This window comes from Streptosporangium saharense (genome assembly GCF_014203715.1).
GTDB classification, from domain to species: domain Bacteria; phylum Actinomycetota; class Actinomycetes; order Streptosporangiales; family Streptosporangiaceae; genus Streptosporangium; species Streptosporangium saharense.
In genome coordinates this window covers 376,006-401,404 of sequence record NZ_JACHJP010000002.1, presented here as the reverse complement: position 1 = coordinate 401,404, position 25,399 = coordinate 376,006, and the positions used below count along the sequence as shown (strand labels likewise).

General features: G+C 71.9%; 27 protein-coding genes. 18 read left to right on the top strand and 9 right to left on the bottom strand.

Annotation, left to right across the window (positions count from 1 at the left end; translation table 11 throughout):
• The first annotated feature begins 74 nt into the window (after nt 1–74).
• Nucleotides 75–1,004 carry a glycoside hydrolase family protein gene (locus FHS44_RS10955; protein WP_312863603.1) on the top strand — a complete coding sequence of 310 codons (930 nt, stop codon included), beginning with the start codon at nt 75–77 and terminating at the stop codon, nt 1,002–1,004.
• A 56-nt stretch (nt 1,005–1,060) separates the two neighbouring features.
• Here the strand turns inward: FHS44_RS10955 and FHS44_RS10950 are convergent, their stop codons facing one another.
• A complete protein-coding gene (locus FHS44_RS10950) occupies nt 1,061–2,047 on the bottom strand; it encodes a sulfotransferase family protein (protein ID WP_184713859.1) in 987 nt (328 codons plus the stop codon).
• 184 nt (nt 2,048–2,231) lie between these two features.
• Here FHS44_RS10950 and FHS44_RS10945 point away from each other — a divergent pair, with 184 nt between their 5' ends.
• From FHS44_RS10945 to FHS44_RS10935, 3 genes are read left to right on the top strand one after another with little or no spacing between them, the layout of a single operon-like run.
• Nucleotides 2,232–2,915 (top strand): response regulator, encoded by a 684-nt coding sequence (locus tag FHS44_RS10945; protein ID WP_184713858.1) that lies wholly within the window; start codon nt 2,232–2,234, stop codon nt 2,913–2,915.
• Between the two features lie 51 nt (nt 2,916–2,966).
• Nucleotides 2,967–3,428 carry a MarR family winged helix-turn-helix transcriptional regulator gene (locus FHS44_RS10940; protein WP_184713857.1) on the top strand — a complete coding sequence of 154 codons (462 nt, stop codon included), beginning with the start codon at nt 2,967–2,969 and terminating at the stop codon, nt 3,426–3,428.
• A gap of 26 nt (nt 3,429–3,454) precedes the next feature.
• The gene (locus FHS44_RS10935) at nt 3,455–3,829 is read left to right on the top strand and encodes a YybH family protein (RefSeq protein WP_184713856.1); all 375 of its coding nucleotides are present in this window, start codon (nt 3,455–3,457) and stop codon (nt 3,827–3,829) included.
• 4 nt (nt 3,830–3,833) lie between these two features.
• Here the strand turns inward: FHS44_RS10935 and FHS44_RS40130 are convergent, their stop codons facing one another.
• Together FHS44_RS40130 and FHS44_RS40125 are read right to left on the bottom strand one after the other, a co-directional pair.
• Nucleotides 3,834–5,750 (bottom strand): sigma-70 family RNA polymerase sigma factor, encoded by a 1,917-nt coding sequence (locus tag FHS44_RS40130; protein WP_312863602.1) that lies wholly within the window; start codon nt 5,748–5,750, stop codon nt 3,834–3,836.
• 44 nt (nt 5,751–5,794) lie between these two features.
• Entirely contained in the window at nt 5,795–7,417 is a 1,623-nt protein-coding gene (locus FHS44_RS40125) for a penicillin-binding transpeptidase domain-containing protein (RefSeq protein WP_221460651.1), read from the bottom strand.
• Between the two features lie 338 nt (nt 7,418–7,755).
• Here FHS44_RS40125 and FHS44_RS10925 point away from each other — a divergent pair, with 338 nt between their 5' ends.
• Entirely contained in the window at nt 7,756–8,382 is a 627-nt protein-coding gene (locus FHS44_RS10925; protein WP_184713855.1) for a YigZ family protein, read from the top strand.
• A gap of 6 nt (nt 8,383–8,388) precedes the next feature.
• Here the strand turns inward: FHS44_RS10925 and FHS44_RS10920 are convergent, their stop codons facing one another.
• Nucleotides 8,389–9,618 (bottom strand): isochorismate synthase, encoded by a 1,230-nt coding sequence (locus FHS44_RS10920; protein WP_312863601.1) that lies wholly within the window; start codon nt 9,616–9,618, stop codon nt 8,389–8,391.
• A 146-nt stretch (nt 9,619–9,764) separates the two neighbouring features.
• Between FHS44_RS10920 and FHS44_RS10915 the strand changes: the two genes are divergently transcribed.
• The 6 genes from FHS44_RS10915 (at nt 9,765) to FHS44_RS10890 (ending at nt 14,360) form a co-directional block, all read left to right on the top strand.
• Complete coding sequence (locus FHS44_RS10915) at nt 9,765–10,640, top strand: SGNH/GDSL hydrolase family protein (RefSeq protein ID WP_184713853.1); 876 nt, start codon at nt 9,765–9,767, stop codon at nt 10,638–10,640.
• An 89-nt stretch (nt 10,641–10,729) separates the two neighbouring features.
• On the top strand, nt 10,730–11,935 hold the full coding sequence (trpB, locus tag FHS44_RS10910; RefSeq protein WP_221460650.1) for a tryptophan synthase subunit beta: 1,206 nt from the start codon (nt 10,730–10,732) through the stop codon (nt 11,933–11,935).
• On the top strand, nt 11,932–12,849 hold the full coding sequence (gene trpA / locus FHS44_RS10905) for a tryptophan synthase subunit alpha (protein ID WP_184713852.1): 918 nt from the start codon (nt 11,932–11,934) through the stop codon (nt 12,847–12,849). The genes trpB and trpA overlap by 4 nt, the downstream gene beginning before the upstream one ends.
• Nucleotides 12,758–13,513, top strand: a complete 756-nt coding sequence (locus FHS44_RS10900) for a GntR family transcriptional regulator (RefSeq protein WP_184713851.1) — start codon at nt 12,758–12,760, stop codon at nt 13,511–13,513. Before trpA ends, FHS44_RS10900 begins: the two co-directional genes overlap by 92 nt.
• 81 nt (nt 13,514–13,594) lie before the next feature.
• Nucleotides 13,595–13,930: a YnfA family protein gene (locus FHS44_RS10895; RefSeq protein WP_184713850.1), complete on the top strand. Its 336-nt coding sequence runs from the start codon at nt 13,595–13,597 to the stop codon at nt 13,928–13,930.
• 148 nt (nt 13,931–14,078) lie between these two features.
• On the top strand, nt 14,079–14,360 hold the full coding sequence (locus FHS44_RS10890) for a DUF3040 domain-containing protein (RefSeq protein ID WP_184713849.1): 282 nt from the start codon (nt 14,079–14,081) through the stop codon (nt 14,358–14,360).
• An 8-nt stretch (nt 14,361–14,368) separates the two neighbouring features.
• On the opposite strand, the gene FHS44_RS10885 is transcribed toward FHS44_RS10890, so the two are convergent.
• From FHS44_RS10885 to FHS44_RS10875, 3 genes are all read right to left on the bottom strand, one after another.
• Nucleotides 14,369–16,003, bottom strand: coding sequence for a penicillin-binding transpeptidase domain-containing protein (locus FHS44_RS10885; protein WP_184713848.1), 1,635 nt, complete (start codon nt 16,001–16,003; stop codon nt 14,369–14,371).
• 74 nt (nt 16,004–16,077) lie between these two features.
• Nucleotides 16,078–16,728 (bottom strand): lysophospholipid acyltransferase family protein, encoded by a 651-nt coding sequence (locus FHS44_RS10880; protein ID WP_184713847.1) that lies wholly within the window; start codon nt 16,726–16,728, stop codon nt 16,078–16,080.
• A 469-nt stretch (nt 16,729–17,197) separates the two neighbouring features.
• Complete coding sequence (locus FHS44_RS10875) at nt 17,198–17,644, bottom strand: winged helix-turn-helix transcriptional regulator (protein ID WP_184713846.1); 447 nt, start codon at nt 17,642–17,644, stop codon at nt 17,198–17,200.
• 60 nt (nt 17,645–17,704) lie between these two features.
• Between FHS44_RS10875 and FHS44_RS10870 the strand changes: the two genes are divergently transcribed.
• From FHS44_RS10870 to FHS44_RS10850, 5 genes are all read left to right on the top strand, one after another.
• Nucleotides 17,705–19,108 (top strand): MFS transporter, encoded by a 1,404-nt coding sequence (locus tag FHS44_RS10870; RefSeq protein WP_312863600.1) that lies wholly within the window; start codon nt 17,705–17,707, stop codon nt 19,106–19,108.
• Nucleotides 19,105–19,590, top strand: coding sequence for a pyridoxamine 5'-phosphate oxidase family protein (locus tag FHS44_RS10865; RefSeq protein ID WP_184713845.1), 486 nt, complete (start codon nt 19,105–19,107; stop codon nt 19,588–19,590). Before FHS44_RS10870 ends, FHS44_RS10865 begins: the two co-directional genes overlap by 4 nt.
• 67 nt (nt 19,591–19,657) lie before the next feature.
• On the top strand, nt 19,658–20,050 hold the full coding sequence (locus tag FHS44_RS10860) for a GntR family transcriptional regulator (RefSeq protein ID WP_184713844.1): 393 nt from the start codon (nt 19,658–19,660) through the stop codon (nt 20,048–20,050).
• The gene (locus FHS44_RS10855) at nt 20,047–20,889 is read left to right on the top strand and encodes an ABC transporter ATP-binding protein (RefSeq protein ID WP_184713843.1); all 843 of its coding nucleotides are present in this window, start codon (nt 20,047–20,049) and stop codon (nt 20,887–20,889) included. Before FHS44_RS10860 ends, FHS44_RS10855 begins: the two co-directional genes overlap by 4 nt.
• Nucleotides 20,886–21,842, top strand: coding sequence for an ABC transporter permease (locus tag FHS44_RS10850; RefSeq protein ID WP_184713842.1), 957 nt, complete (start codon nt 20,886–20,888; stop codon nt 21,840–21,842). Before FHS44_RS10855 ends, FHS44_RS10850 begins: the two co-directional genes overlap by 4 nt.
• Here the strand turns inward: FHS44_RS10850 and FHS44_RS10845 are convergent.
• Complete coding sequence (locus FHS44_RS10845; RefSeq protein WP_184713841.1) at nt 21,839–22,195, bottom strand: ArsR/SmtB family transcription factor; 357 nt, start codon at nt 22,193–22,195, stop codon at nt 21,839–21,841. The genes FHS44_RS10850 and FHS44_RS10845 overlap by 4 nt on opposite strands.
• Nucleotides 22,196–22,266: 71 nt before the next feature.
• Here FHS44_RS10845 and FHS44_RS10840 point away from each other — a divergent pair, with 71 nt between their 5' ends.
• The gene (locus FHS44_RS10840) at nt 22,267–23,358 is read left to right on the top strand and encodes a cation diffusion facilitator family transporter (protein WP_184713840.1); all 1,092 of its coding nucleotides are present in this window, start codon (nt 22,267–22,269) and stop codon (nt 23,356–23,358) included.
• On the opposite strand, the gene FHS44_RS10835 is transcribed toward FHS44_RS10840, so the two are convergent.
• Entirely contained in the window at nt 23,283–24,257 is a 975-nt protein-coding gene (locus FHS44_RS10835; protein WP_184713839.1) for a tyrosine-type recombinase/integrase, read from the bottom strand. The genes FHS44_RS10840 and FHS44_RS10835 overlap by 76 nt on opposite strands.
• 138 nt (nt 24,258–24,395) lie before the next feature.
• Here FHS44_RS10835 and FHS44_RS10830 point away from each other — a divergent pair, with 138 nt between their 5' ends.
• Nucleotides 24,396–25,385 carry a DUF4037 domain-containing protein gene (locus FHS44_RS10830; RefSeq protein ID WP_312863599.1) on the top strand — a complete coding sequence of 330 codons (990 nt, stop codon included), beginning with the start codon at nt 24,396–24,398 and terminating at the stop codon, nt 25,383–25,385.
• Nucleotides 25,386–25,399: the final 14 nt, after the last annotated feature.

Here is a 25,399-nt window from a genome sequence, read left to right as displayed (position 1 = left end):
GCCGGGCCGTGGCGGTCTGGCCTCGTGGCCGTCAAAGGACGGCCAAAGTTCGTGACCATGATTGGTGATTCCCCGTGAGCGCTGCCGAAGCCCTGCCTACCGTCGACGACGTGCTGACATTCGACGATCTCCTTCCCGACCCCGCCCGTTCCGTCGTGGCCGTCGAACCGGCCCAGGACGCGCCAGGCCACTGGGCGGGCGCCCCGAGCGCGGTCGCGGCCGACGGGCTGATCTACCTGGCCTACCGGCTGCGCAGGCCGGTCGGGGAGGGACGCGGCTACGCGGTCGTCGTCGCCCGCTCCGGCGACGGCGAGCGTTTCGAGCCCCTGGTGACGATCACCCAGCAGGAGATGGACACCGAGTCGCTGGAGCGCCCCACGCTGGTGCGCACCCCGCAGGGCCGCTGGCGGCTCTACCTCAGCTGCGCCACCCACGGCACCAAGCACTGGCGGGTCGAGGTGCTTGAGGCCGACGACCCCTCGGGGTTCGACCCCGCCAGGCGCCAGGTCGTGCTGCCCGGCGACCCCAAGACCGGCGTCAAGGATCCCGTCATCGTACGGCGCGGCGGCCTGTGGCACCTGTGGGCCTCCTGCCACCCGCTGACCGACCCCGAGGAGGCCGACCGCATGGTGAGCGACTACGCCACCAGCGCGGACGGCATCGAGTGGACCTGGCAGGGCACGGCGCTCAGCGGCAGGCCGGGGCTGTGGGACGCCCGGGGCACCCGCGTCGCCAGCGTCCGCTTCGTCGGCGACCAGGTCGTGGCCCTCTACGACGGCCGGGCTTCGGCGCAGGAGAACTACGAGGAGCGCACGGGGGTGGCGACCGGCACCGACCCGGCGGAGCTGACCCCGCTGGGCACCGAGGCGGCCGCGTTCTCCCCGCACGCGGGCGGCGGCCTGCGCTACGTGGAGATCGTGGACCTGCCGGAGGGTGGACGGCGGCTCTACTACGAGTACACCCGCGCGGACGGCGCCCACGAGCTGCGCACCGAGCTGCGCTGAACCGTGCCGGGCGCCGGGTCCCCGCGGGTTCTGCGATTCCCGCGGGGACCCGGCGTTCACGCCTGCGGACGCCCGTTCCTGGCCTGGCGCTGACCGTCGGGACGGGTGCCGACCAAGCCGCCGGAGCGCTCGCGGGGCAGCAGCCAGTCGCTGAAGTCCTCCCCGGTCACCCGCTGCAGCAGCGCCACGTCCTCGGCGAAGTGGCCGATCAATCGCTCCCGCTGCTCCCAGGTCAGGGGCTGGCGGGCCCGGGCGCGCTGCTGCAGGCGCCGCTCCAGCGGATCGGTGAGGGCGCCGCTGATCCCTGGCGGCAGGAAACGGCCGACGGCCGCCCCGGTCCGCAGCAGCCGCGACAGCGCCCGGTGGGTGCGGGTCGGCTCGGGGTGGGCGGTCACGTTCTCCCTGGGGACCTCGGTGACCACACCCGGCTCGACCCCGAGGAACCGGCAGATCCGGTCGAGGGTGGCCACGGGCCTGTCCACCAGGTCGCGGTAGCGGAAGACCAGCACCTGCTCGCGGGGGAACAGCGTGAACAGGTGCTCAAGCTGCTCGCCGTACCGGCCGAGAGAGAGGTAGTGCCAGAACGGCGCCCAGCCCGCCGCGATCCTGCTCTCCTCCTCGGCGCAGGCCTCCACCACGTCGCCGATCGGCTCAAGCCCCGCCGACCACAGGTGCGTCCAGTTGGAGTGCGCCCGCTCGACCGGGTCACGCAGCGCCGCGATCAGTTTGGCGCCGGGGATGACCTCCCTGATCCGTAGCTGGGCGGCCCGGTCGTAGAGGTAGAACGGCGTCGACTCGCCCCTGGGCACTCCCGTCGGCGCCTCGGTGAACAGCGCCTCGTAGTCCTCGCGCCGCCAGACGTGTTCACGGTAGGTCTGGGCGTCGCCGGGGCCACCCCTGGTGGGCGGCGGGCCGTCGCTGAGGAAGAACTTCGGCTCCTTGACGGGGGAGAGGTAGAGCCCGGGGTGGCGGGACAACGCGGCGTGCAGGGCCGTCGTCCCGGATTTCGGGGCGCCGATCGTGAGGAAGTCTGGCAGCGGCATCGTCTATTACCCCTAATTCCTACTTATTTTATGGTAAATATAGTCCTTCCTGGAGCGAAGACAAGCTCCCGATGTCGTACGGCGGGCGGGAAGGCGGCGCGCGGGACTCCGGGGCCGTGGTGAAACCCCAGGATAGTCCGCCTGACCACCCGGGACCGGGGCACGGGAGGCTACCCTGGCCGCCATGACCGCGTCGCAACCCTGGACGGTCGGCGTGCTCATCGCCGACGACGACCCGCTCGTCCGCGCGGGCCTGTCGATGATGCTGCGCGGCGCCCCCGACATCCGGGTGGTCGCCGAGGCGGGGGACGGCGCCGAGGTGCTTCCCCTGGTCGCCAGGCACACCCCCGACGTCGTCCTGATGGACATCCGGATGCCCGTCATGGACGGCCTGAGCGCCACCGAGGCCCTGCGGGGCAGGGCGGGCGCCCCCGAGGTCGTCGTCCTGACCACCTTCGACGCCGACGAGCACGTGCTGCGGGCGCTGCGCGCCGGGGCCGCGGGCTTCCTGCTCAAGGACACCCCGCCCGAGGAGATCGTGGCCGCGGTACGCCAGGTGGCCAGGGGCCTGCCCGTCCTGTCACCCGCGGTGACCAGGCGCCTCATCGCCCACGTCGCCGACACCGGCCACGACCGGCGCCGGGCCCGCGCCCTGGAACGCCTCGCGGCGCTGAACGACCGTGAGCGCGAGGTCGCCCTCGCCCTGGCCGGAGGCAGGTCGAACGCCGAGATCGGGGCGCTGCTGCACCTGAGCGTCCCCACGGTCAAGACGCACGTCTCCGGCGTCCTGGCCAAGCTCGGCCTCAACAACCGGGTCCAGATCGCGCTGCTCGTCCACGACGCGGGACTGCTCGACGACGGGGAGTGAAGGGAATTTGGCTGTCATGACAGTGAACGGCCGGGCAGCTAGCATGACCGCATGGATCCCCGGCACCTGCGGCTCGTGCTCGGCGGGGGCTCCCTGGTCAGCCAGGTCGGCCGTGATCTGCGCGCGGCGACCGAGGCCCGGCTGGCGTCCTTCGACGTCACCGCCCAGCAGGCGGCGGTCCTGCTGCACGCCGCGCGGCACGAGAGCAGCCCGAACCAGCTCGCCGCGCAGCTCGGCACCGACACCGCGGGCATGACCAGGCTGCTCGACCGTCTGGAGGCCAAGGGCCTCATCCTGCGCCGTCCCCGTCCCGGTGACCGCAGGTCCGTCGTCGTCGAGCTGACCGGGGAGGGGCGGGAACTGGTTCCCCGGCTGGTCCCGGTCTTCGGGCACATCGCCCACGGGCTCCTTGCGGGCTTCTCCGAGGAGGAAGTCGAGCAACTGGTCGCGCTGCTGCAGCGGATGCTCGGCAACCTCGGCGGTCTTGGTGGACCGGCCGTGGCGAACCAGTGAATCTACTTAGTAAAGGAAGAGGGCCGGTGGCACACGAGGCCGTCTGGGCGGTCATCACCGCGATGTACGAGGCCTACCTGCGCGGTGACCGGCCGGGGATCGACCGGCTGCTGCATCCCGAGGCGACCATCTGGGACTCGGCGGAGCAGGTGCTGATCACCAGCAGGGAGCAGTTGGAGAAGGTCCGCGACGCCCGCCCGCAGGACGGCCCCGCCGAGACGGGGATCGGCGTCCACGACGAGGTGGTCGACGTCTGGGGCGACACGGCGCTGGCCCGCTACCTGCTGCGGGTGGACCTCGCGGGGAGCGCCCCGGAGATCGTGCGCACCACCGCCGTGCTGCGTCGCTCCGGGGATGACGGGTGGCTGATCGTGCACCTGCACGAGAACGCGCTCCCGTAGGGGGTCACCTGGGCCTGAGCTGGCGCAGGGTGTGGCCGGTCGCCCGCTTGAAGAGATACTCGGCCCGCTCGTAGGACAGCCGTCCGCGTCCCGTCTCCGGGCACAGGTCGCCGGGGGCTGGCATCCTGGACGGCCCCGGCCTGCGGTCGGCCAGGAACAGGGGACCGCGGGTTCTTCCCGCGACCAGGCGGGGCAGCAGCCGCGCCGTCCCCGAACGCCACCCGACCCAGACGTCCCCGGCGCGGGCCCGGCGGTCCTCCAGGTCCAGATCCTCCACGTTCAGCGACAGTACGGCCCGCACCCCGGCCGCCGACTCGTGCAGCAGCCGCCACAGGGTCAGCTCCCGCAGCGACAGGTCGGCGCGCTCCCAGAGCTCCGCGAGCCGTACCCCGTCGATCGTCTCGACGGGTGGACCGCTCTCGGCGCGCCGGTCGAGACGGGCGGACAGGTCGTCGAGCGAGGCCCAGGCGCAGAAGGAGCGTACGGCCGAGCGGTGCCGGTTCCAGGTCCTGGCCGCGGCGCCGCCCCACGCCGTCTCGAACACCCGCGCCACCTGCTCGGGGGTCGTCGAGGCGAGCGGGACGCGCTCACCCAGCGCCAGGCACAGCCGCCGCAGCGTCTGCCCGTAGGAGCGCAGCGTCCCGGCGTCCAGGTCCTCACGCGCCAGAAAGTCCCGTACGGCCCCGCCGAGCGTGGGCCCGGCCACCTCGGGCAGCGTGATCTCCCGGGCCCGGCGCCGCAGGAAGTCGCGTTCGGCGGCGTTGGCGGTGAGGTCGGCGGCCCGTTCGAACTCCAGCCGCGCCTCTTCGTGCCGCCCCAGCTTGGCCAGCAGGTCGCCCCGGACCCCGGGCAGCAGGTGGTAGTCACGCAGCGCGGGGTCCCCGGTGAGCGCCTCAACCAGGTCCAGCCCGGCCTGCGGGCCGTACGCCATCCCCACCGCGACGGCGCGGTTGAGCCGCACGACCGGGGTGGGCAGCAGCAGGGACAGCGCCTCGTACAGGCTCGCGATCCGCGCCCAGTCGGTCTCCTCGGCGCTGGCCGCCTGCGCGTGACACACGGCGATCGCCGCCTGCAGTACGTACGGGCCCGGCGTGCCGCCCGCCTGTCTGGCCCGCAGCATCGCGGCGAAGCCACGGTGGATGAGCAGCCGGTCCCAGCGCCCCCGGTTCTGCTCGTGCAGCTGGACGGGCTCGCCTGAGGGGCCGGTGCGCGCGGCCTCCCGGGAGGCCTGGATCTCCATCAGCGCGACCAGGCCGTGCACCTCGGCCTCGTGCGGCGCCAGCTCGGCCAGCAGCCTGCCCAGACGCAACGCCTCCAGGCAGAGCGCGGGACGCGTCAGGTCGTCCCCCGAGGTCGCCGAGTATCCCTCGTTGAAGATCAGGTAGATGACCTCCAGCACCGAGGCCAGCCGCCCGGCGAGCTCCGGCCCTTCCGGCAGTTCGAACGGGACCCGCGCCTCGGCGAGGGCGCGTTTGGCGTCGGCGACGCGGCGGGCGATCCGCTGCTCACCGGTCAGGAAGGCCCGCGCGATCTCCGCGGACGTCAGGCCGCCGATGAGCCGCAGGGTCAGCGCGACCCGGGCCTCGGTCGGCAGGATCGGATGACAGGAGACGAACATCAGCCGCAGGACGTCGTCCTGCTCGGGCTCCCGCTCGGGCTCTGCGTGCTGCTCGGCCCCGAGTTCGAGGCGCCGGGCGCGCCGGATGTGGTCGACGGCACGGCGTTTGGCGACGGCCGTCAGCCAGGCGCCGGGATTGTCGGGGACACCCGACTCCGGCCACTGTTCGAGCGCGGAGACGAGCGCGTCCTGGGCCAGCTCCTCGGCGAGGCCGACGTCGTGCACCAGCCTGGTGAGACCGGCGACGATCTTCGCCGACTCCAGTTTCCAGACCGCGTCGACCGTGCGATGGACGTCCGTCACGCCAACGATGACAGCACCGACGCCCCCCGCCCCGCAAACGGGCGCTACCGGAGGCCGTTCAGGAAGCGGGCCGCGACCGGGGCGGCGACCGCGCCGCCGCTGCCGCCGTTCTGGACGAACACCGCGAAGGCCAGGGAGTCGCGGTAGCCGATGAACCAGGCGTGGGAGCCGCCTCCGGCGACCTCGGCGGTACCGGTCTTGCCCCGGGTGCCCGGGGGCAGGCCCGCCCTCGCCGCGGTTCCCTGGGTGACCACGGCGCCCATCATGTCCCGCAGCCCCGCGGCCACGTCCTCCCCGATCGGTACCTCGGGCGGTGAGTCGGCCGGGGGCCGCTCGGTCATGACGGCCGGTCGCCACACGCCGGTGGCGGCGGCCGCGGCGACCTCGGCCATGCAGAGCGGGCTCGCCTGCACCGAGTTCTGCCCGATGGCGTCGGAGCCGAGTTCGTTCATGTCGGTGTGCGCCCTGATCCGGCAGGAGCTCAGGCCGGGCTTCTCCCTGAAGCCGAACCGGTCGGCGGCCTCGGTCCGCAGGCCGCCGTCGCGCAGCCGTTCGTAGGTCTGCTGGACGAAGGTGGTGTTGCAGGACAGCGCGAAGGCCGTGCTGAGGGGGATGACGCCGTGGTCGCCCTGCTCGGCGTTGGTGAAGCCCCTGGCGTTGGGGATGGTGTAGGAGCCGGGGCAGGGGACCGGCGACTGGGGGTTCAGCCCGCTGCGCAGCAGCGCGGCGGCGGTCACCACCTTGAACGTCGAGCCGGGCGGGTAGAGGCCGTTGAAGGCGCGCCTGCCGCCCAGGGTGTCGGCGACCGCCCTGACCTGGCGGGTGCGCAGGTCGATCGCCACGAGCGCGGCGGGCGTCCCCAGCCCGTCCAGGGCGTGGGCGGCGGCGCGCTGCACGTCCAGGGAGATCGTGGTGCGGGTCGACTCGCCCTTCCTGGAGGGGGAGGACAGCAGCACCCGCCCGGAGGGGACCTCCCGCAGCTTCAGCTCGGTCACGGTGCCGTCCAGGCCGGTGAAGTAGTCGCCCGCCCTGCTGTCCGAAGGGAACGGCCGTCCCTCGCGGGTGAGCGTGGTCGGTCGCCTGGTCGTGGTCTCGGTGAGCCGCAGGCTCTTTCCCTCGCCGAGGGAGGGGTGCATCGTCTGCGGGGTCCACCGGACGCGCCAGAGGCCCGCGTGCCGTACCAGGCGCAGCATGGAGGTGAACGGCCATGGCCCGAGCCCCTCGACCTGCCGGGTCCCCTGGAAGGGCACCTCGGCCTCAAGGGGGCTGCGCTGGCGCAGGGCGCCCTGGGTCAGGGCAGGGGGTGCGGCGATTCGCAGCTCGCTGTCGAAGCGGCGGTGCCGCTCGGCGAAGTCGGCAGGGGGAGCGGAGACGAGTCCGGCCATCGTGGTCAGGTCCCCGGCCTGCCAGGCGGTGAGGTATCTCGCCGCGACCTCCTGGGGTCCCTCCACCCGGACCGTTGGCTGGGACACGACGGGTGGTGCCTCTGGAGAGGAGGACGTCTCCGACGGTTCGAACTGGAAGGTTCCCGCGGGTCTGGGCCGCTGAGGAGGCGAGGTGGGCTCCGGGGAGGCGTCGCCGCCCGTGGCGATCACCACGCCGTAGACACCGAACGCGGTGACCGCGAGCGCCAGGGCGATCAGGGCGAGAACCAACCGGCCGCGCATGTCATCCCCCGGACGTCTCGACGGACGCGCAGGCGCCCGGGAAATCACCGTCCGGTACGGCTACGCGCCCATGATTGTGCACCATATAGTGAGAAATACATAATCCTGGAACGCGCCGGATAACGCCGCGAATGAAACAGCTGGAAGCCGCATCCGAATTCCCTTCGGCGGAACTTTCTCCGGAAAGGCCGGGGGCGGGTTTTCCCAGTTCCCGGGTTCCACGGAAAAGGCAGGGGTCATCGGATCAGACGATATCGACGGTGACGACGAGAGCGCTTTCGAGACGCCGCACCCGGGCCGCTAGGGATCTACTTTGTAAAGGCGAGTAGCCTGGAGGGATGGCCGAGCCGTACCTCACCCCGGAGAACCTCACCGAGCACGAGATCGAGATCAGGCGGTCGCGGTTCATCTGCGCCCTCGCGCCCGCCGGATCCGAGGAGGAGGCCCGCGCGTTCGTCGCGACTCGTAAGGGGCTGTACGCCGACGCCACCCACAACTGCTCGGCCTACGTGGTCGGGGGAGAGCGGGGCGCGCGCAGGGCCGACGACGACGGTGAGCCGGGCGGCACGGCGGGCACCCCGATGCTGGAGACCCTGCTGCGCCGGGGGATGGGCGACGTGGTCGCGGTGGTTACCCGTTACTTCGGCGGGGTGAAGCTGGGAGCGGGCGGTCTGGTCAGGGCGTACGGTTCGGCGGTCGGCAAGACCCTGGACCTGGCGCCGCTGGCCGAGATGGTCCCGGCGCGGATGGTGACGGTGACCGTCGGCCACGTCCGTGCCGGGCGGCTGGAGAACGACCTGCGTGCCTCGCCGTACGAGGTCAGGGAGGTCGGTTACGGCGCGGAGGTGTCGTTCCTGGTCGCGGTGCGTGAGCGTGACCTGGCGGCCTTCCCCGACTGGGTCGCCACCCTGACCTCGGGGGAGGCGAAGGTCGAGCCGGGTGAGGCGGTCCACCTGCGGGCGTGACCGCGTTCAGCCCTCCAGGGCGTACTGCATCACCCGGAACTTGGCCTGGGCCTCGGCGAGTTCGGCGGCCGGGACGGAGTCGCCCATGATGCCGCAGCCGGCGAACAGGCGGGCGCGGGAGCCGTCGATCCTGGCGCACCGCAGCGCGATGCCCCACTCGCCGTCGCCGCGGGCGTCGATCCAGCCGACCGGGCCCGCGTAGCCGCCGCGGTCCATGCCCTCAAGCTCGCGGATGACGTCGAGCGCGACGGGGGTCGGGGTGCCGCCGACGGCGGCCGTCGGGTGCATGGCGGCGACGACGTCCAGCACCGAGGCGCCCGCCGCCAGGCGTCCGGTGACCGGGCTCGCCAGGTGCTGGACGTTCGGCAGCACCAGTAGCTCGGGCTCGCCGGGCACCTCCAGCTCGGAGCAGAGCGGGGCCAGCGCGGTCCGGACGGACTCGACGGCGCAGGTGTGCTCGTGGCGGTCCTTGCCCGAGGCGCGCAGTGCGGCGCCGCGTCGTCTGTCGTCGGCCTCGTCGGCGCCGCGCGGGGTCGTGCCCGCGAGCACCAGTGACTCGACGGTCTCTCCGGTGCGCCTGACCAGCAGTTCGGGGGTCGCGCCGACCAGGCCGTCGCAGGAGAAGGTGTAGCAGTCCGGGTAGCGGCCGCTCAGGCGGGCCAGCAGCACGCGTACGTCGATCGCCTGGTCGGCGGTGGCGGTCAGGTCGCGGGCGAGCACGGCCTTCTCCAGGCGGCCCGCCCTGATCCGCTCCACGGCCCCGGCCACGGCGTGCTCCCACTCGGGGGCGCTCAGGCTGCCGTCGCCGTAGCGGATCCTGCCCGGCTCGCGCGGCGCCGTGACCAGGTCGAGCGGCTCCCCGCCGACGGTGGTCAGCCAGGCGCGGCCGTCGCGGCGGGCCAGGACGATCCTGGGGACGACGAGGACGGAGCCGGGGGAGTTCTCGTCGAAGGTGAAGGAGCCGAAGGCGACCGGCCCGGAGCCCGGGACTCCGACGCCGTCGTCCACGTGGGCCGCGCCGAGGGTGGCCGCCAGCCAGTCGCGGGCCCAGCCGAACCGTCCAGGACCCGGGGGAACCACGGCCCGCGCGGCCTCTCCCCAGGCGACCAGCCCCTCGCCGCGCCTGATCCAGGCGTACGGCGCGGCCTCGGGAAGCCGGGAGATCAGGTCGACGGGATCGTCGACGGGGGTGGTTCTCACCACGAGGGGACGGGTCAGTCCGAGCGCGACACTCACCCGGAACACTCTATTCGGCGGCTTCGCCGAGCCCCGTGCCCGGTCCCTCGCCCCACGTCCGCGTCAAGAAACCCGAAAGCACCGGGCGGCCCGGTGGCCTGCGGTGATACATCCGAAGCACTGGTGATCTCTCAGGCGGAGGTGTCATGCCCGGCAGGACGGTGACCGTACTCACGGTGGTGGCCGCGTTCACAACCTCGTTGATCGCCTCCCCGGCCGTCGCCTCGGCCGTCTCCTCGGAGGGGCGGGTGCCGTGGCGTCCCGCGGTGGTGGCGGCGCTCGGCGACTCGATCAGCGCCGGGTTCAACGCCTGCGGCTGGTACGTCTCCTGCCGCTCCCGGTCCTGGTCGACCGGTGACGACGTGGGTGTCCAGAGCCACTACATGCGGCTGCTCGACCTGGACGCCGGACCGGTCCTGGGCAGCAACGTGAACCTCGCGGTGCCCGGGACGACCAGCGCGGGCCTGGCGGCCCAGGTGGAGCAGGCGGTCGAGCGGCGGGCCGACTACGTGACGGTGCTGGTCGGCGCGCAGGACGCGTGCGCCTCGCAGGAGCGGCTGATGACGCCGGTCTCGGTCTACGAGCGGCGGGTGGCCGGGGCGCTGGCCACCTTCAGGCGGTCCCGTCCCGGCGGCAGGGTGTTCCTGGCGAGTGTCCCCGACCTGAAGCGGCTGTGGCGGGTGGGCAGGGACAACCTGATCGCGCGTGGTTTCTGGGCGATCGGCAGGATCTGTCCCACCATGCTGGCCAGGGCGTCCTCCGAGGCCCCGGCCGACCGGGCCCGCCGCGACCGGGTGCGTGCCCGGGTCGCCGCCTACAACACGGCCCTGTCCAGAATCTGCACGGCGTACGGCCCGGCCTGCCGGTTCGACGGCAACGCCCTGTTCGACTGCCCGTTCACCCTGAACCACGTCAGCAAGTGGGACTTCTTCCACCCGAACGCGGCGGGACAGCGGCTGATCGCGCAGCGGACCTACCCCGTGGTCCGCGACTGGTTCGAGCAGCCCGCCCTCCAGCCCTGAGGGGTCGGCGGTGGCGCTTTCCACGCCACCCGTGTCACACTCACTGTTATAGAACTCTCTGCTGAGTTATAGAACGATGGGAGTGGGACATGCGAGACGTGACGCTGTGGCGGGAACCGGTTCCGCCGGACGGGACGATGGGGGAGCCCCTGGCGCGGGGCCGGTTCGGTGAGTACGGCGGGCGGTACGCGCCGGAGTCCCTGGTCGAGGCGTGTCACGAGGTGGAGGCGGCCTTCCGGGAGGCCTGGACGGACCCGGGGTTCCGTGGTGCCCTGGCGCGGCTGCTGGCCGTACACGCCGGGCGGCCGACCCCGCTCACCCCGGCCGACCGGTTGTCGGAGGCGCTGGGGGTGCGGCTCCTCCTCAAACGGGAGGACCTCACCCACACCGGATCCCACAAGATCAACAACGTGCTGGGGCAGGCCCTGCTGGCCGTCAGGATGGGGCGGCGCCGTCTGATCGCCGAGACGGGGGCGGGCCAGCACGGGGTGGCGACCGCGACCGCCGCCGCGCTGCTCGGGCTTGGGGCCACGGTGTTCATGGGGGAGCGCGACATCGAGCGGCAGGCGCTGAACGTCTTCAGGATGCGCATGCTGGGCGCCGAGGTGGTCCCGGTGACCGCGGGCAGCCGTACCCTCAAGGACGCGACCAGCGAGGCCATGCGGCACTGGGTCGGCGCGACCGGCGAGGCCCACTACTGCGTCGGCTCGGTCGTCGGGCCGGATCCGTACCCGTGGATGGTCAGGGAGTTCCAGCGGGTCATCGGCGAGGAGGCCCGCGCGCAGTGCGCCGCCGAGCTGCGGACCGGCGTGCCTGACCACGTGGTCGCGTGCGTCGGCGGCGGCTCCAACGCGGCCGGGACGTTCGCCGGGTTCGCCGACACCCCGGCGCGCCTGGTCGGCGTCGAGGCGGAGGGCGGCGCCGGGGCGTCCCGGGGCAGGCTCGGCGTCCTGCACGGCTGCCGCTCGCTGTTCCTGCAGGACGACGACGGCCAGATCGTCGAGGCGCACTCCATCTCCGCCGGGCTCGACTACCCGGGGGTCGGCCCCGAGCACGCCCACCTGCGCGACCTGGGCCGGGCCCGCTACGTCACGGTCACCGACGAGGAGGCGGTCGAGGCGGCGGTACGGCTGGCGCGCACCGAGGGCATCGTCCCGGCGCTGGAGTCGGCGCACGCCCTCGCCTGGGTGATCCGCGCGGCGGGCGACGGTGAGCTGCCCTCGGGCTCGACGGTGCTGATGACGCTGTCCGGCCGGGGCGACAAGGACGTCTCAACCCTCAAGGAGCTGCTGTGACGAACTCCACCCTGGCCGCAGGCGCGGTCGAACGCCACCTGCGTGCCCGCCGGGACACCGGCAACGGCCTGCTCATGCCGTACGTCACCGGGGGGATCACGTCCGGCTGGACGGACTACCTGCGGGCGTTCGCCGACGCCGGGGCGGACGCGATCGAGGTCGGCCTGCCCTTCTCCGACCCCACGCTGGACGGCGTCACCATCCAGCGGGCCGGTGACACGGCCCTGGCCCGGGGGGCGAGCACCCGCCGCATCCTCGCCGACCTGTCCGGCCTGCCGGATCTGGGGGTGCCGCTGGTCGTCAGCACCTACTACAACCTGGTGCTGCACGACGGGCCGGAGACGTTCTGCGCCGCGCTGCGCGAAGCCGGTGCCGGCGGCCTGATCGTCCCCGACCTGCCGGTGCACGAGGCGGACGAGCTGACGGACGTGGCCGCCGAGGCCGGGATCGAACCGGTCCTGCTGGCCTCCCCCGCGACCCCGCGCCCACGCCTGGCGGAGATCGCGCGCCGCAGCCGCGGATTCGTCTACGCGGTCTCGCTGATGGGCACCACCGGCGAGCGGACCGCTCTGGCCGCCTCCGCGGCGGAGCTCACCGGGCGGATCAGGCGCCTCACCGACCGGCCGGTCTTGCTAGGATTTGGCATTTCCACCCCGGACCAGGCACGCGAGGCCCACCGGCACGCCGACGGCGTGGTGGTCGGCGCCGCCGTCATGCGGCGGGTGCTCGACGGGGCCGGGCCGGACGACCTGAGGGTCTTCCTCACGACCCTGAGGCAGGCCCTCGACCCTCGACCCTCGACCAGGAGTGTGACCGACCACGATGAGTCCCGACGCCGGGCACGAGGCGAGATATCGCGCCATCGCCGCCGACCTCGCCGCGAAGATCCGGTCGGGACACTACGCCCCCGGTAAGGCCCTGCCGCCGCAGCGGGAGCTGAGTGCCCGCTACGGGGTGACGCTCATGACGCTGCGCCAGGCGTTGCGGGAGCTCAGCGACGAGAGGCTGATCGTGCAGCGTCACGGCAGGGGCACCTTCGTCGCCCCGCCTCACCTGGCCTACCAGCTCGACTCGCTGCGCAGCCTGGTCGACGACCTGCGCAAACAGGGTCACGACGTGCGCACCGTGGTGGCCGGGCGGGCGGTGCGCCGCGTTCCCGCCAGGATCGCCGCCGAGTTGCGGCTGCCGCCCGGCGACACGGCCCTGCGGTTGGAGCGGGTCAGGGAGTTCGCGGGCCGTCCCGCCGTGCACCAGGTGTCCTGGGTGCGGCGGCCGGTGGCCGAGCGGATCCGTGACCGCGACTTCGCCGCGGTCTCCCTCTACACGGCCCTCGCCGACGCGGGGGTGACGGTCGCCAGCGCGTCGGAGGTGGTACGGCCCGGCCTGCTCGACCCGGCCGTCGCCCGGCACCTGCACGAGGAGCGGGGGAGCCCGGTGCTAGTCAGCACCCGGATCACCTACACGCTCGACGGCACGCCCGTGGTGGCCGACCACGCCACGATCCTGGGCAGCATGATGGAGATCCGTACCGAACGCGCCGCCACCGGCCTGTCCCTCACCTGGGGCGCCACCACCTGATCTACATTGTAAAGGCGCCCGGTCGGTGAACCCCCTGTACACAGGAACCAAACCCATCAGCGATGCCGGTACGGTGCGGGGATGACGGTCGTTCGCTCCCTGCTGCTGTTCGCCCTGGCCGCCCTCGCCGAGATCGGCGGTGCCTGGCTGATCTGGCAGGGCTGGCGGGAGAACCGGGGCCTGTGGTGGATCGCCGCGGGGGTCGTCGCCCTCGGCGTCTACGGTTTCGCCGCGACCTTCCAGCCGGATCCGGACTTCGGGCGCATTCTGGCCGCCTACGGTGGGGTGTTCGTGGCGGGTTCGCTCGCCTGGGGGATGATCGTGGACGGTTTCCGTCCGGGGTTGTGGGACTTCGTGGGGGCCGGTATCTGCCTGGTCGGAGTGGCCGTGATCATGTACGCGCCACGGGGCCTCTGAGAGGGGCGTTCGCCCACGTCACGGGCGTGTGGAGGGGCCGGGTGGCGGGCGCGGAAAGAAGCGGTAAATCGCCGCCATGTAAATGGATAACGATCTTTATGATTGGGCAGGAAACCGGCACACGCCTTGCGTCCCGGGGAGGTACGGCATGGCCTGGTCGCAGGACGAGGAGCGGATGCTGCTGCAGATCGAGCGTCACCTCACGGATGAGGACCCGCGCTTGGCAGCTCGGTTGGAGTCGTTCAACGAGCGTGTCCAGCGTAGGGAGGGCCGCCGCAAGCGCCGGGTGCGCGGGGAGGGCGGTTCGGTCAGGGGTCCGCGCGGGACGACGGTCGTCATCGTGGTCAGCTGGATGTTGATCGCGATCCTGATCGCCATGCTGCTCGTGCTGGTGTTGCGTCACGAGGCGGCGGCGGCTCTTCCGCTCTGAGTCTCCGGTTAGTCCAGTGCTTTCAGGAAGGTGGCTGCGACGGGTGCGGCGACCGCTCCTCCGCCTGTGCCCTCTTCGACGATGACCGCGAAGGCCAGGTCGCCGCGGAATCCCATGAACCAGGCGTGGGTCTTGAGGTTGTCCTGGGGGCCGAACTCGGCGGTTCCGGTCTTGCCCCGGGTGCCTGAGGGCAGGCCTGCGTCCTTGGCGGTTCCCTTGGTGACCACGGCGGACATCATCTGGTGCATGGCGGGCAGGACGCCGGAGGGCAGTTCCCGGGGTTCGGCTTTCTGTTTGAGGCCGGGGACGAGGGTGGGGGGCCGCCAGGTGCCGTCGGCGAGGGCCGCGGCGGTGGAGGCCATCACCAGGGGGCTGGCGGTGATGCGGCCCTGCCCGAAGGATTCGGCGGCGAGTTCGGCGTCGCTCTGCGCCTTGGGGAAGCTCGCCTTGGTGGCGGGGACGCCGATGGTGAGTGGTTGGTTGAAGCCGAACAGTTCCGCGACCCGGAGGAGTTTGTCGGCGTCGAGTCGTTCCTTGGTGAGGGGGGCGAAGGTGGTGTTGCAGGAGTAGGCGAAGGAGTCGGACAGGGTGACGGTGCCGTATCCAGCGTGGTGGGAGTTGCGGATGGGCAGGCCGCCGACGACGACGTCCTTGGGGCAGGTGACCTTCTGGCCGGGCGTCATGCCCTCTTCGAGCAGGCCGACGGCGGTGACGGCCTTGAAGGTGGAGCCGGGCGGGTAGTTGCCGTCGAGGGCGCGGTTGAAGCCGCCCTGGTTGTTGACGACGGCGAGGATCTCGCCGGAGGAGGGTTTGATCGCCACCAGGGAGGCGGTCTGTTTGAGGTCGCGTACGGCGTCGGCGGCGGCGCGCTGGACTCGCAGGTCGAGGGTGGTGGTGACTTCCTTGCCCTCGGTGTCTTTGATCGTGCCGAGGGTTTTGGTGGTCTTGTCGGGGTTGACGATCTGGATCTCGGTGGCGGGTGTGCCGGCGAGGTCGCGCTGGAAGGTCTGCTGGAGTCCGCCCCTGCCGATGGGGTCGCCCGCCTTGTACGGCGCGCCGAGGGTTTTGACGTCTTTGGCGGTCGCCTTGTCGAGGTAGCCGACGAGTTGCTGGACCGAGCCGCCCGCGTCGCCGGTGTCGATGCGTTCGCCGCCCGCGGCGGTGATCTGCGCGCGCTGTGGCCATTTGGTCTTCAGGGCGAAGGTGGCGCCGTCGGTGAGGCGGGGGTGGAAGGCGGCCGGGGACCATTTGACCCGCCAGGTGCGGTCGATGACCGCCAGGGGGAGGGTGCCGGTGTAGCTCCACTGGCCGATGTCGCGTAGGCGCAGGTCGGCGGTGTAGTCGGCTTCGCCGGTGCCGTCGCCGGTTTCGCGGATCGCGCCGACGCGGATGGAGGCGGACTCGACGGCGAGGTTCTTGCGCATGTCCTCGTAGACCTGGGTGAGGTTCTTGTCGAGGGCGGGGTTGCCGGTCTCGGCGCGCATGGTGGGCAGGTCGCCGTTCTGCCAGGCGGTCGCGAAGCGCTGTGCGCTCTCCTGGGGGGTGCCTCTGGTGTGCAGGAACCACCAGGCGCCGCCTCCCGCCGCTCCCGCGGCGAGCACGACGGCTGCTGACGTGATCGCGATGGTCCTGCCCTTCGGCACCTGACTACCCCCCAGTTTCCCGTGCCTGAAGGTCGCAGCCTAGCGTGAACGCCCTGAATTGTGACGGCGAATAGTCAGTTGTCCTTACTGCGGCTCGGGGCGTATCCGGGGGCGCGTTCCTGCCCGGACAGGGCGTGGATCGCGTCCATGATCTCGTCGGTGACCCGGCGGCGGTCGCGGGCGTCGGTGTGTGATCCGGTGAAGGTCATGGGGGCGCCGATCCGGATGCCGACCTTGCCGAACCTGGGCACGCTGGTGCCGATGGGCAGGACTTTCTCGGTGCCCTCCATCGCCACGGGGATGACCGGGGCGCCGGTGGCGAGGGCGAGCCAGGCGACGCCGATCTTGCCGCGGTAGAGGCGGCCGTCGGGGGATCGGGTGCCTTCGGGGTAGATGCCGAACAGTTCGCCGTCCTTGAGGACCTTGGCGGCGGCGTCGAGCATGTCCTGGGCGGCGGTGGGGCTCTGCCGGTCGATGGGGACCTGTCCTGTGGCGCGCATCCAGGTGGCGGTGACGGGGTTGCCGGTGAAGTACTCGGCCTTGGCGACGAAGCGCACCTGGCGGGGCAGCACGAGCGGCAGGAAGGTCGAGTCCACGACGGACAGGTGGTTGGAGGCCAGGAGTGCCGGTCCCGTGTCCGGCACGTGTTCGGCCCCGGTGACCGTGGTGGGCCACAGCAGGTTCAGGAAGGGGGCGCTGACGATCTTGGTCAGGCGATAGAGCACGGGCTCTCCTTGTGAGATGGGATGATCACCACACTAGGCGGTGTCCCGGTGGCCTGCTTGTGTGTGTACCCGCACAGGCGGCGCCTTCATGTTTGTAGCCTCCCTCCAAAGCCGTGGGCCTGGTGCGGGAGGAAACCTCAAAACGAACGCCCCGGGGAGCGGACTCCCACGGGGCGGAACGTTTTGAGCCGATGTGGCGGTCGCCTCCTCGGCGAGAGGCACAACACGGCTCCAGCCGAACGGTATTCCGTGAAGGCGGTAATTTGCGGCCCGGGGGACACAAACCACATCGGCACGATCACTCTAACGGACGCCGGGCGGTGGTTATTCCGTACCCGTGCCCGGGCGTGTCAGACCGGGACCGTACGGCCACGCGGGCGGGCGGCCGCTCATGCGCCGATGCCTGAGATCCGGGGGTACGGCTGCGCGGCCGTCGTGGCGCTCCCCGGCGCGCGTGCCGTACCGGCTGTCACCGGGCCGTGGGCTGGAGCTGGGTCTCCTCGGTGGCTCGCCGGTCGTATTCGGAGCGGGCGGTGGAGATCTCCTGCTGGTGTGCCTCGGTCCAGATCACCAGTGAGTTGATGACCTCGTGCAGTGAGATGCCGAGCGAGGTCAGCTCGTAGTCGACCCTGGGGGGCACCGTGGGGTAGACCGTCCGCTTGACGAGTCCGTCCCGTTCCAGCTGGCGCAGGGTGACGGTGAGCATCCGCTGGCTGACGCCGTCGATGGTGCGGCGCAGTTCGGAGAAGCGCATCGTGCGCCGGTCGAGGAGGGCGATCACCAGCAGCGACCACTTGTCGGCGACCCGGTCGAGGATGTGCCGTACCTCGCAGTCCTCCCGGACGTCCCACTGTCTGGCCTGGTCGTCGTCGGTACCCGTGCAGTAACTCGGTTCCTTTGAAGTGCCGTCTTCCATGGTTCCCCATGGTGACGCAGGATTCCTTCGTTACCAAAAAGAACCATGGGGGAGTTTCCTGTGTCCACCGTCCAGTTCCCGTCACCGTCGTCGTCGTTGCGCCTGACGCCACGCGCCTGGGGGATGCTGTTCGTCCTGTGCGGGGCGATCTTCCTGGAGGGCATCAACGTCGCGATGCTCAACGTGGCGTTGCCCGCCATCCGGGCCGACCTCGGCCTGTCCACCGGTGAGCTGCAGTGGGTGATCAGCGCCTACGTCCTGGGGTACGGCGGGTTCATGCTGGCCGGGGGCAGGGCCGCCGACCTGTTCGGCCGCCGCCGCATGTTCCTGGTCTGGCTCGCGGTCTTCCTCGTCGTCTCGGCGCTGGGGGGAATGGCCGCAGAGGGGTGGATGCTCATCGCGGCCCGGTTCGTCGCGGGTGTCGCCGCCGCGGTCATGACCCCGGCCGGGTTGTCGATCATCACCACCGGTTTCGAGGAGGGGCCGCGGCGCAACCAGGCGTTGCTGGTCTACTCGGGCACCGCGGCGGGGGGCTTCTCCCTGGGGTTGGTGCTCGGTGGTCTGCTGGCCTCGGTGAACTGGCGGCTGGTGCTCTTCATGCCCGCCGTGCTGGCGCTGGTCATCCTGGTGGCGGCGGTGCCGCTGATCCCTGCCGCGCCGCAGGAGCGTTCCCGTGACCGCCGGGTGGACGTGCTCGGGGCGGCCGCCATCACCGGAGCCATCGTGCTGCTGGTGCTCGGCGTCGAGCGGGCCGCCCACGTGAGCGCGGGCCAGACCGCCGTGACCGTCGTCGCGGGGTTCGCGCTGGCCGCGCTGTTCGTGGTGGTCGAGCGCCGTTCGGCGGCTCCGTTGCTGCGGCTGGGCATCCTGCGGTCCGGGCCGCTGGTGCGGGCGAACCTGGCGGGCCTGCTGTTCTCCGGTGCCTTCTTCGGTTTCCAGTTCATCGCGGTTCTCTACCTGCAGGAGCTGCGTGGCTGGGGGTCGCTGCAGACCAGTCTGGCCATGCTGGCCATCGGCGCCGACGCGGTCCTGGCGCCGACGCTCACGCCCCGGCTGGTCAACCGCTTCGGCAACTCCAGGGTCATCCTGGCCGGGTTGCTGCTGGCCGTACTGTCCTATGTGCTGTTCCTGCCGATCGGCCTGGACACCGTCTACCTCGCGATGTTCCCCACCATGATCCTTCTCGGAGTGGCGTTCGCCCTCGCCTACGGGCCGCTGACGATCATCGCCACCGACGGCATCGACGAGAGTGAGCAGGGGCTGGCCGGTGGGCTGCTGTACACCTCCTTCCAGTTCGGGGCCGCGCTGGGGCTGGCGGCCAGCACCGCCGTCATCGTCGCCACCACGACCGGTACGGCCGACCCGCTCGGCGGCTACCGCACCGCCCTGGCCGTGCCCATCGCCGCGGCGGTCCTGGCCGCCCTCGTCAGCGCCTTCGGCCTGCGCAAGGAGAACACCCGATGAGCGTCAACATCACGTCCTTCGAGCGGATCGAGAGCGAGTTCGACGCGGTGATCGGCGCCGTGGTGTACGCCACCATGGTCACCGTCGATTCCAGGAACCGCCCCAGGACCCGCGTCCTCATCCCCGTCTGGGAGAACGTGGACGGCAGGCCGCTCGGCTGGCTGGCCACCTACCGGACTCCCGTCAAGGCGGCCCACCTGGCCGGTAACCCGCACACCTCCTTCTCCTACTGGAGGCCGGGCAACGACTCGGTCGCGATCGACGCCGTGGCCTCCTGGGCGGAGGAGCCGCAGGTCAGGCAGCACGTCTGGGATCTCTACCGTGCCACAAGCCCCCGTGGGGCCGGGTACGACCTGGGCTCCTTCTGGAGCTCGCCCGCCGATCCCCGGCTGCACGTCCTGCGTCTGGACGCCTGGCGGGTCCAGGTGATCCGCGGCCTGGATCTGCGCAGCCGGATCTGGACGGCACCGCGGGAGAGGTGACGCCGGGTTGACAACGGTGATCCACTACAACACCCTTTCACTAATCGATTAGTGAAAGGGTGTTGTAGTGATCGAGTTCAGTCTGGACCGGGGCTCGGGGGTCTCGACGTACCTGCAGCTCGTCCACCAGGTAAGACAGGCGCTCCGGCTCGGCACGCTGCGTCCCGGCGACCAACTGCCGACCGCCAGGGAGGTGGTCGAGAGCCTGGCCATCAACCCCAACACCGTGCTCAAGGCCTACCGGGAACTGGAACGTGAAGGCCTGGTTGAAGGGCGGCCCGGGATGGGGACGTTCGTCCGGCACGGCGTCACGGGCGCGACGCTCGCCGACCACACCCGGCTGCGGCGCGCCCTGCAGGCGTGGGTGGACGAGGCCCTCGCCGCCGGACTCGACCAGGAGGACCTGCGGACCCTGTTCACCGTCGCCCTGGCCGACGCCGCCAGGAAGGGCGTGGCATGAGAGCCGCACTGGAGGCGACCGGGCTGGGGGTGCGCCGACGCCGTACATGGGTGCTGCGTGAATGCTCGCTGTCGGTGCCCGCGGGACGGGTGGCGGCGCTCGTCGGGCCGAACGGCGCGGGCAAGACCACGCTCATGCACACGGCCGTCGGCCTGCTGCGACCCACCGAGGGAAACGTCCGGGTGGCCGGTGAGGTGGCGTTCGTCGCGCAGGACAAGCCGCTGTACGACACCTTCACCGTCGCTGAGACGCTCACCTTCGGCCGCCGCACGAACACCCGCTGGGACGACGCCGTCGCCGACCGGCTCACCGGGCTGGGCATCCCCCCGCGAAGGAAGGTGGGCACCCTGTCGGGCGGGCAGCGGGCGCAGGTGGCGGTCACGCTGGCGCTGGCCCGCCGCCCCGACCTGCTCGTGCTCGACGAGCCGCTGGCCAACCTCGACCCGCTCGCCCGTCACGACGTGATGCGTTCGATCATGGCGGAGACGGCCGATCGGGAGCTGACCGTGCTGCTGTCCTCGCACGTCGTCTCCGACCTGGAGGAGACGTGCGACTGGCTGGTCGTGCTGAACGGGGGCCGGTTGCAGGTCAGCGGCGACATCGAGGAACTGCTCGACGACCACCTCGTGCTCACCGGGCCGGTGGAGGCCTCGGCGGCGGGGGCGCGGGTGGTGGGCGAGAGCCGTACGGGAAGACAGGTCAGCATGCTGGTCAGGGGCACGCCCCCGCAGGACCCGCGCTGGCGGGCACGGCGGCCCGGCCTTGAGGAACTCGTGATGGGCTACCTGCGCAGCCCCGAGGCGGCGGCGCTGCCGAGACCGGCGGGGGTGGGCGCGTGATCTGGGTGACATGGCGCCAGCACCGGGCGCAGATCCTCGTGACGGCGGGCCTCCTGGCGCTGCTCGGACTCCTGCTGCTGGGTTCGGCGGTCGAGGCGGGCCGGTACGTCGCCGAGCACGCCCCGCCCGGCTGCCCGGGGACCGACGCGACGTGCGGGGACCTGGCGGCGGCGCTCGACCGGCGCTATGACGCCGTCTACTCACTGTTCGGCTGGATGCCGCTGGTGGCGCCCGCGCTGGTCGGGGCGTTCTGGGGCGTGCCGCTGCTCGGCCGCGAGTACGAGCGCGGCACCCACCGCCTGGCCTGGACCCAGTCGGTTTCGGTACGGCGGTGGCTGGCGGTCAAGCTGTCGGTCCTCGGCGCGACGGCCGTGGCCGGGGGGCTGCTGCTGTCGCTCATGGTGAGCCTGTGGCGGCCGGTGTTCAGGGTGGGGGCCGACTCCACCTTCGGCAACATCGGGGTGTTCAACATGGTCGGGGTGCAGCCCGCGGTGTGGTGGCTGTACGCGTTCGCGCTCGGCGTCGCGGCCGGGTCCCTGACGCGGCGCACGCTGCCCGCGATGGCGCTGGTCGTGGCCGGGGTGACGGTGACGATGTTCACCCTGTTCCGGCTGAGCGTCCACTACGCCGAGCCCGCGCGTGTCGAGCTGTCGGGCACCGTGGTGCTGGAGGACCCCGACGCCAGGCTGGTGAGCGCGGCGTGGGTGGAGCCGTCGGGCCGGGAGGTCACGGAGCCCTCCGTCGGCGGCTGCCCGCGCGGGGTGGACGTGGGGCAGAGCGACAGGAACGCCAGGGCGTGGCAGGCGTGCCTGTTCGGCGAGGGGTACCGGTACGCGGTGTACTACCATCCGCCGTCCCGGTTCTGGCGTTTCCAGTGGACCGAGGCGGGGATCCTGACGCTGGCGTCGCTGGCCCTGGGCGGGCTGGCGGTGCGCCGTGCCCGTCGTGACTAGTCGTGCGGCGGGAGATGGCCGAGCTGGTGGTCGGCGGCGTTGAGGGCCTCCTCCACCAGGCGCCGCAGGTGACCGTGGCGCAGGCGGTAGACGACGCGGCGGCCCTCCTTGCGGGTGGTGACCAGGTCGGCCAGGCGCAGCCGGGCCAGGTGCTGGCTGACCGCGGGGCGGGGAAGGTCACAGGCGGCGGTGAGCGTCGTCACGTCCGCCTCCCCTTCTGACAGCCGCCGCAGCAGGGCCAGGCGGGTGCGGTCGGCCAGCAGGGACAGGATGCCGGCGGCGACCGCCAGACGTTCGCCCTGGTCACGCTCCTGCGAGTCGTGCGCACCTGAGAGGTGCATGCGTGCGCTCATACGCACATAATGGGGGTTGGGCGGCCGCGCCGTCCAACCGGCACCCCCGACTCGCAGAAGCTGGAGCCGTCGTGAGCGATCGGAACACCCCCCACGAACACGGTCATGGCCACGGGCACGGTCATGGCAGGCTTCGGACGCTGCTGGTCCGGGCCACGCACAGCCATGACAGCGCCGACAGGACCGACACCGCGCTGGAGTCCAGCAGCCAGGGGATGCGGGTGCTGGGCGTCTCGTTCGCGGTGCTGATGGTGACCGCCGCCGCCCAGGCCGTCATCGTCGCCCTCTCGGGATCGGTGGCGCTGCTGGGCGACACCCTGCACAACGTCGCCGACGCGCTGACCGCCGTCCCGCTGGCCATCGCCTTCTCCCTGGGACGGCGCGCGGCCACCCGCCGCTTCACCTACGGCTACGGCCGGGCCGAGGACCTGGCCGGGATCGTCATCGTGGTGGTCATCGCGCTCTCGGCGGCGCTGGCCGGGTACGAGGCCGTGCGGCGGCTACTGGCCCCGGAGAACGTCCAGGCGCTCGGCTGGGTGGCCGTCGCGGGCGTGGTCGGTTTCCTCGGCAACGAGTGGGTCGCCCGCTACCGGATCAGGGTCGGCCGCCAGATCGGCTCGGCCGCGCTGGTGGCCGACGGCCTGCACGCCCGCACCGACGGCTTCACCTCCCTGGCCGTCCTCCTCAGCGCGGGCGGCGCCGCGCTCGGCTGGCGGCTCGCCGACCCGGTCGTCGGGCTGCTGATCACGGCGGCGATCTGCTTCGTGCTGCGCGACGCCGCCAGGGAGATCTACCACCGGCTGATGGACGCGGTCGATCCCGCCCTGATCGAACAGGCCGAGCGGATCGTCGGCACGGTCGAGGGCGTCAGGCGGGTCGGCTCGATCCGGCTGCGCTGGGTCGGGCACGCGCTGCGCGCGGAGGTCGACATCGTCGTCGGCCACGAGCTGTCACTGGTGCGGGCGCACGCGGTGGCGGTGGAGACCGAGCACCGGCTCATCCACGAGCTGCCCCGGCTGCGGGCGGCCACCGTGCACACCGACCCCGACGGGCCGCGGGGCGTTGACCACCACGCGGTGCTGTCCGGTCACAGGGGTTTGGCCGGGGGAAGGGTGAGCCTGTCCACGGCCTCGCGGCGGCGCCGTTCCGGACGCCGGTCGTAGCGGGCGGTGGTCGCGGGGGAGGAGTGCCCCACCAGGGCCTGGGCGGTCGCCAGGTCGACGCCCGCGTCGAGCAGCTCCCCGATGAAGGTGCGCCGGAAGTCGTGCGGGGTCCGGGGGGAGGCCCCGGCCTGGGCCAGCCGCCTGGCCAGGACGTCGGCGACGGCCTGCCCCGTCATGGGGGCGGGCCCGGTCTTGGTGGTCCTGAGCGAGCCGTACCGGCCGATGGGGCAGAACAGCGCTCCCGCGGGATGTCTCCGCACGGCCAGCCACCGCTCCAGCCTGCCGACGGCCTCGGGGGTGAGGTAGACCAGCCGTTCCTTGTCGCGCTTGCCGCGCACCCGCAGGGAACGCGCTCCGGGGTCGTAGTCGTCCAGGGTCATCCCGGCGATCTCGGCGCGCCTGCAGCCGGTGGAGTACAGCACGGCCAGCAGGGCGGCGTCGCGTATCCCGGCGGGGGAGGGGTCCTCGTCGCAGGCGGCCAGGGCGGCGCCGACGACCTCGGCGGGGACGTGTCTGCCCGCGGGCAGGCGGGTGTGCTCGACGGTGGGCAGGTCGGCGGCGCGCTGGTACTCCTCGGCGGTCATCTGGCCCAGCCGCCAGGCCTCGCGCAGCACCCGGCGCAGCGCGACGAGGTGCTTGTTGACGTAGGCGGGCGACCAGCCGCGTTCGGTCATCAGGGTGCGCAGGCGCACGGTGTGCTCATAACGCAGCAGGTGCCAGGGCTGACCCTCACCACCGGTGGCCTGCCCGCCGGAGACGAGGGCGGCCAGCCGGTCGAGGCAGCCGCGCATGGCGCGCCGGGACTCGGGGCTGGTCAGGGAGTCGAGGTACACCAGGTAGGGGTCGCGGGCGGGTTCGACGACGGGCCTGGACGGCTCGGGCACCACGGGCACACTCACCCGGCGACCTTATCGAACCCTAAGAATCTACATTGTAAAGCTGCCCGCTTGGATGCCTCAAGATCAACTTCCCCAAAAAGCACAGCCCCGAGGTCGGCGAGGGAAAACCCGGTGCGTGGGAAGGGTTCGACAGGCAGAGTGAACGAGGTGATGTCCAGTTTTGTCCCTGGTTTGCAGCTTTCACGTGACTTCTATGTTCAGGCGGTACGGCCCGCCATCGCCGGGGTGACACACAGCGCGGCGTTGATCGGCCCCGGGTCAGAGGTGCTGGCCTTCGACACCGAGCGTTCGGCCGCCCGTGGCTGGGGGCCGCGAGTTGTGGTGTTCGTGGCCGAAGAGGCGGTGGATGAGGTCACCGCGTCACTGACCGGGGCGCTGCCGGGGGTTTTCGGTGGTTATCCGGTCGTGGTCGGGGGCGGGATCCAAGTGGCAGGGGCCTCGGCGTGGTTGTCGGGCAGGTTGGGGTTCGACCCGCTGGCCGGGGCGGGGGTGCTGGACTGGTTGTCGGTTCCCTGGCAGCGGCTGGCGGAGGTCACCCGCGGTGAGGTCTTCCACGACGGCCTGGGGGTGCTGGAGCGGGTTCGTTCGGTGTTGCGCTGGTATCCCATGGATCTGGGGCGTTATGTGGTGGCGTGTCAGTGGCGGCGGGTGGCGCGGCTCGCGTCGTTTCCCCGGCGGTGTGGGGAGACGGGTGATGATCTCGGTTCGGCGGTGTTCACGGCGGAGCTGGTGGGTGAGTTGATGCGGTTGGTGTTGCTGACGCGGCGCCGTTATCCGCCTTATGCCAAGTGGGTCGGGGGTGCTTTCGCGAGGTTGTCCGGTACGGCGGAGCTGGGGGAGATGTTGTCGCTGGCGGTCGGGGCGTCTGATTGGCGGTCCCGTGAGCGGCTTCTGGGGTTGGCGGGGGAGCGGGTCGCGGCGCTGCACGACCGGACGCGTCCGGTGCCGGGTGGCGGCGGGTGGGGGTTCGTGGACGGGATCGTCGAGGAGCTGGTGGCCGGGGTGGCCGATCCGGTGGTCAGGGGGTTTCCTTTGACGGGTTCGGTGGACCAGTTCGGGGGGTGTTCGGAGTTGCTGGAGGATCCGGCGCGGTGCCGGGCGGCGGTGCGGGCCGTATTCGGGTTGTGAGGCCCCCGGGGGTG

Bases quoted from the DNA above. Each gene is read 5' to 3' on its own strand.
- trpB (WP_221460650.1), top strand. From the start codon at position 10,730: ATGCGAGACGTGACGCTGTGGCGGGAACCGGTTCCGCCGGACGGGACG.
- FHS44_RS10890 (WP_184713849.1), top strand. From the start codon at position 14,079: ATGGCCTGGTCGCAGGACGAGGAGCGGATGCTGCTGCAGATCGAGCGT.
- FHS44_RS10855 (WP_184713843.1), top strand. From the start codon at position 20,047: ATGAGAGCCGCACTGGAGGCGACCGGGCTGGGGGTGCGCCGACGCCGT.
- FHS44_RS10845 (WP_184713841.1), bottom strand. From the start codon at position 22,195: ATGAGCGCACGCATGCACCTCTCAGGTGCGCACGACTCGCAGGAGCGT.
- FHS44_RS10925 (WP_184713855.1), top strand. From the start codon at position 7,756: ATGGCCGAGCCGTACCTCACCCCGGAGAACCTCACCGAGCACGAGATC.
- FHS44_RS10895 (WP_184713850.1), top strand. From the start codon at position 13,595: ATGACGGTCGTTCGCTCCCTGCTGCTGTTCGCCCTGGCCGCCCTCGCC.
- FHS44_RS10865 (WP_184713845.1), top strand. From the start codon at position 19,105: ATGAGCGTCAACATCACGTCCTTCGAGCGGATCGAGAGCGAGTTCGAC.
- FHS44_RS10950 (WP_184713859.1), bottom strand. From the start codon at position 2,047: ATGCCGCTGCCAGACTTCCTCACGATCGGCGCCCCGAAATCCGGGACG.
- FHS44_RS10945 (WP_184713858.1), top strand. From the start codon at position 2,232: ATGACCGCGTCGCAACCCTGGACGGTCGGCGTGCTCATCGCCGACGAC.
- FHS44_RS10900 (WP_184713851.1), top strand. From the start codon at position 12,758: ATGAGTCCCGACGCCGGGCACGAGGCGAGATATCGCGCCATCGCCGCC.
- FHS44_RS10915 (WP_184713853.1), top strand. From the start codon at position 9,765: ATGCCCGGCAGGACGGTGACCGTACTCACGGTGGTGGCCGCGTTCACA.
- FHS44_RS10875 (WP_184713846.1), bottom strand. From the start codon at position 17,644: ATGGAAGACGGCACTTCAAAGGAACCGAGTTACTGCACGGGTACCGAC.
- FHS44_RS40125 (WP_221460651.1), bottom strand. From the start codon at position 7,417: ATGCGCGGCCGGTTGGTTCTCGCCCTGATCGCCCTGGCGCTCGCGGTC.
- FHS44_RS10940 (WP_184713857.1), top strand. From the start codon at position 2,967: ATGGATCCCCGGCACCTGCGGCTCGTGCTCGGCGGGGGCTCCCTGGTC.